This window comes from Actinomadura geliboluensis (genome assembly GCF_005889745.1).
GTDB classification, from domain to species: Bacteria; Actinomycetota; Actinomycetes; order Streptosporangiales; family Streptosporangiaceae; genus Spirillospora; species Spirillospora geliboluensis.
In genome coordinates, this window is the sequence record NZ_VCKZ01000596.1 from 1 (window position 1) to 4,068 (window position 4,068).

Sequence of the window (4,068 nt, forward strand, 5' to 3'; positions counted from 1 at the left end):
GGTCATCGCGACCGGCCTGCCCAGCTCGACGGCCATCTCGACGGTGTCGCCGGGCAGCGCCATGCCGCCCTCGCCGCCGAGGTCGATGCCGCCGACCACGTCCGTCGTGCGGAAGTGGAACTGCGGCGACCGCGGTGGATTCCCCGATCACGACCACGCGGAACGCGGGCCGCCCGGTGCCGGGGTTCGCGCCCTGCACGAAGCCGTGCTCGTCCCCGCCGGCGGGGTCGAGCCGCGGTGTCCGGCGCACCGTCCGCCACGCCTGGAAGGCCAGCACGGGAGCCAGCGGAATCAGCATCATCGACTGGGGGACGCGCGCGAGCGCGAATGGTCTCTTCATCTGTTTCCCACACTGCTGGAATCGGCCCCCGAGGCTCAGCCCACCCGCTCACCGAGCAGGTCTCCGGCTATCTGTGCGATCACCTCCGCCACATAGGCGTGGCCGTCCGGATTAAGGTGGATTCCGTCGGGACTCCACATCGCGCGGTCAGCGACTTTCGCCACCGTCTCCGGATCGGGGAACGCCATTCCGTGGTCCCGGGAGACGCGGTCGAGCTCGGCGTTGAAGTCGTGAATGCGCTGGACGGTGCGTTTCTTGCGGAACTGCGAGATCGGGGACAGGTCGAGCAGCGGGGGCCGCGGCACCGGGATCGCCAGCGCCACCGCGCCGCGCCCGCGCGCCCAGCCGAACAGCTCGTCCAGCCGCCGCGCCGCCGCCGGCCGCTCGAAGCCGCGCAGCGCGTCGTTCATGCCGCAGCCGAGCACCACCAGGTCCGGCCGCAGGTGCCGGACGGCCGGCAGCTGGTCGCGGACCACGTCCTCGACCGTCGCGCCCGGATCGGAGGCGTTCAGCATCAGCTCCCGGGGGATGCCCAGGTGAGCGGCCAATCGCCCGGCCCAGCCGAGCCACCCGCCGGCGGGGTCCGGATCGTCCTGGCCCTCGGCCACGCTGTCGCCGAGGACGACCAGCGCGGGCCCGTCGTCCGGCCGGCCGCCCATCACGCGACGAGTTCGAGCAGGTAGTCGGTGAGGGCGGTCACCGTCTCGCGGCGCCGGGCCTCGGCCACGTCGACCTCGACCTGCAGATGGTCCTCGATGTCGCTGATGATGCTGATCGCGTAGACCGAGTCCACTCCGTAGCGGGCGAGTTCCACCGCCGGGTCGATGTTTTCCGGGGGCCTGTCGAGGTAGAAGGCGATCCTGTCAAGAAGCCACGATTGCAGCTCGCCGTGGGAAATTGTTTCCGAACTGGTCACCGCACTCCTCCTTATGTCAGAGGATCTCGAATCAATCGCGATAGCTATCGAGTGACGAGCAACACGCAAGATACAACCAAAAGCAGGGCGTGTCTCAGATCGGTATGTGAACGAACGGACACGACCATGTCTCCGTCGCGTAAATTAAGTCAGCGGCGCGGTAAAAACGGCGCTTTGCTACCGCCGGGTAACCCCTGCCGATAAGGGGCCCAGCCGATCATGATCGGAAAACGCTGTCCCCGTCCGCCCCAGCGGTCCGCTTCTCCCCCGCGGGGCGCACCGGGGCACGCCACCTGCGCGGTTCCCCGGCGGGCGCGCCGCGGCGGGGCGCCGGCCCGCCCGGCACGTTCCATGAGAATTTCGGACAACCGGCCAGACGGGTCCATCGGGGCCGCGCGACGGCCCCCTTGCCCCGGAGACAGGGTCACCTGACCCCGCCGTGTCAGTCCTCACACCTTCCGGTAAAGAGCCGGGGCGGCGGCCGCCCGTCCGGCCGGCGTCTGGTCTGCGGCCGGTCAGCGCTCGGTCACCGCCCGGTCACCGCTCGGGCAGGGGCACCGGGCCGGTGAGGCGGGAGACGACGGGGTTGGGCTCGCGGGCCTCCGCGAGCCGGTCCCGGACGGCCTGCGCGTGCCGCGACCGCCAGCGGTGCGTCGCGAGCCGGTGGAAGCGCGCGAGGTGCGCGGCGGCCGGGCGGGGCACGCCGGTCAGCTCGTAGCCGTGGTGGCGCAGCCGGTCGGCGAGGACGTGCTCGACGAGGTCCGCCTCCCAGTCCGCCATCCGGTCGCGCCACGCGCCGACCTGGCGGGTGTTGGGCGCCTCGTGCGTGCGCAGGTGCCACTTGCGCGAGGACGGGACGGTCTGGCGCGCGTGCCGGTACGCCTGCGTCATGACGGGGTCGTACTCCTCGCCGAGGAACGCGCACAGGCCCTTCAGCGCGTCCTCCGGTTCGGCGACGAGGTCCTCGTAGCGGAACTCGTAGAAGGTGTCCGGGCCGAGGCGCTCGCCGAGGCGGCGGCCGGTGTCGACCGCCTCCCGCCACGTCAGCGCCGCCGCGTACAGGTCGCCCTTGAACCACGGCATCCGCATCAGCGAGCTCACCGCGTCCCGTCCGTCGCGGACGAGGTGGACGAACTGCGCGTCCGGGAACATCCGCTGGAGCATCGGCACCCGCCGGAAGTAGCTCGGCCGCTTGTCGCCCCAGCGGGGCTTGCCGTGCCGCCGCGCGTAGGCGCGGAAGACCGCCGCCAGCGCCGACCCGAGCGTCGGCGGCCCGTGCACGATCTCCTCGACGACGCGCGCCGCGTCCAGGTCGAGGACGGGGAACTTGGTGTCGGCGCCGCCGGTGATCCACTCGGCCAGCGCCCGCCGGTTCGCCTCCTGCTCCAGGTCGCCGAAGTCGTGCCTGCGCTCGTAGGCGACGTGCACGAACCGCGTCTCGGACGGGAACGCGATCCCGGGGTGCGAGTGCAGCATCTGCTGCAGCAGCGTCGTCCCGGATCGCGGGCATCCGAGGACGATGATCGGCCGGCAGGACTCCCTGGTCATGGCGGGCGAACGTACCCCCGGGACCTGAGCCGAAGCTCCAGCGCGGCTCAAGGAAACCTGAACATCCGCGGAGCCCCGGCGGGCAGGGGCCTCACGGACCCGGAGGCGCGAAAAAACGGGGCGTCGCGGTGCCGCGAGGATCATCACTTTCGCTGTGAACGGCACGACCGGCGGGCCTTATCAGACGACCCGTCGTTTAAAGACTTCCCTCCCCGCGAGAAATAAGCTAAAGTAACTATCGGTGTGCCGGGAAGCCTGGTCGGCGGGACAGGATGTGTCTCCGACCAGAAGGGTGTTCGATGACTCCTCGGCACTTTTTCTCTGCGCCGCCGGCCACGCCGGCGCGGCCGCTCCGTGCCCGCCCGCGGGACGTCAGGCCCTATGACCTGAGTCACATCACCTGGGCGCACGCCTTCCCGGATACCTGAGCACGACCCACCGCGTATCCACCGCGTATCCACCGCGTACCTCCCCCGCGCACTCAGCGAACCCGTTCGCATTACCGGAACGCCCTTTCGGCGGCCCGGTCGGTCAATGACGTCTCGATGCGGGAGCGTGCATTTCCATGGGCGAATTCCTCGACGCCGCGTTCGGTTTTCCCACAGCGCTGTTCAGCTTCTCTCTCCTGGTGGTCGCCGGGTACTGGACGCTCGTCCTCCTCGGCGGCCTCGGCGTCGACTTCCTCGGCGCCGGCACCGATGCCGATACGGGGGCCGGTGCCGGCGCCGGGGGCGCCGACGGCGGCGACGCCGACGGGGACGGGCTCGTCGCCGAGCGGCTCGCGATGGTCGGCCTCGGCGGCGTCCCGGTCACGGTCGTGCTGTCGCTGCTGATCGCGCTCGCGTGGTTCGTGAGCCTGGCGGCGTCGGCGCTCACCGACGGCCTCCCCCTGCGGCTCCTCGGCATGACGGGGGCGCTGGTGGTGGCCTGGGCCGGGACGCGGCTCGCCGTGCTGCCGCTGCGCCGCGTCTTCCAGGACCAGACGGGGGCGTCGCTGCGCGACTTCGTCGGGCTGCCGTGCGTCATCCGCACCGGGCGGGTCGGCCCCGACTTCGGCCAGGCCGAGGTGATCGCCCCGGACGGGTCGTCCGCGATCGTCCAGGTGCGGCGGCCCGCGTCCGACCTGCCCGTGGCCGGCGCGGCGAAGGACCTCGCGGACCCCGCCGACGACCTCACCGCCGGCAGCACCGCACTGATCTTCGATTTCGACCCGGACGGCCGGTTCTTCTGGGTGATGCCGCACGGCACGGCGTCCGACCTGGCC

General features: G+C 71.4%; 4 protein-coding genes. 1 reads left to right on the forward strand and 3 read right to left on the reverse strand.

Going from position 1 to position 4,068, the window contains the following annotated elements:
* Positions 1 to 375 precede the first annotated feature (375 nt).
* The 3 genes from ETD96_RS42060 to ETD96_RS42070 form a co-directional block, all read right to left on the reverse strand.
* On the reverse strand, positions 376 to 999 hold the full coding sequence (locus tag ETD96_RS42060; protein WP_138642063.1) for an SGNH/GDSL hydrolase family protein: 624 nt from the start codon (positions 997 to 999) through the stop codon (positions 376 to 378).
* Entirely contained in the window at positions 999 to 1,256 is a 258-nt protein-coding gene (locus ETD96_RS42065; RefSeq protein WP_089326922.1) for an acyl carrier protein, read from the reverse strand. Before ETD96_RS42065 ends, ETD96_RS42060 begins: the two co-directional genes overlap by 1 nt.
* Before the next feature lie 537 nt (positions 1,257 to 1,793).
* Positions 1,794 to 2,804, reverse strand: a complete 1,011-nt coding sequence (locus ETD96_RS42070) for a sulfotransferase family protein (RefSeq protein ID WP_138642064.1) — start codon at positions 2,802 to 2,804, stop codon at positions 1,794 to 1,796.
* 565 nt (positions 2,805 to 3,369) lie between these two features.
* Here ETD96_RS42070 and ETD96_RS42075 point away from each other — a divergent pair.
* Positions 3,370 to 4,068, forward strand: a 699-nt coding sequence (locus tag ETD96_RS42075; RefSeq protein WP_138642065.1) for a hypothetical protein, incomplete at its 3' end; no start/stop codon positions are given.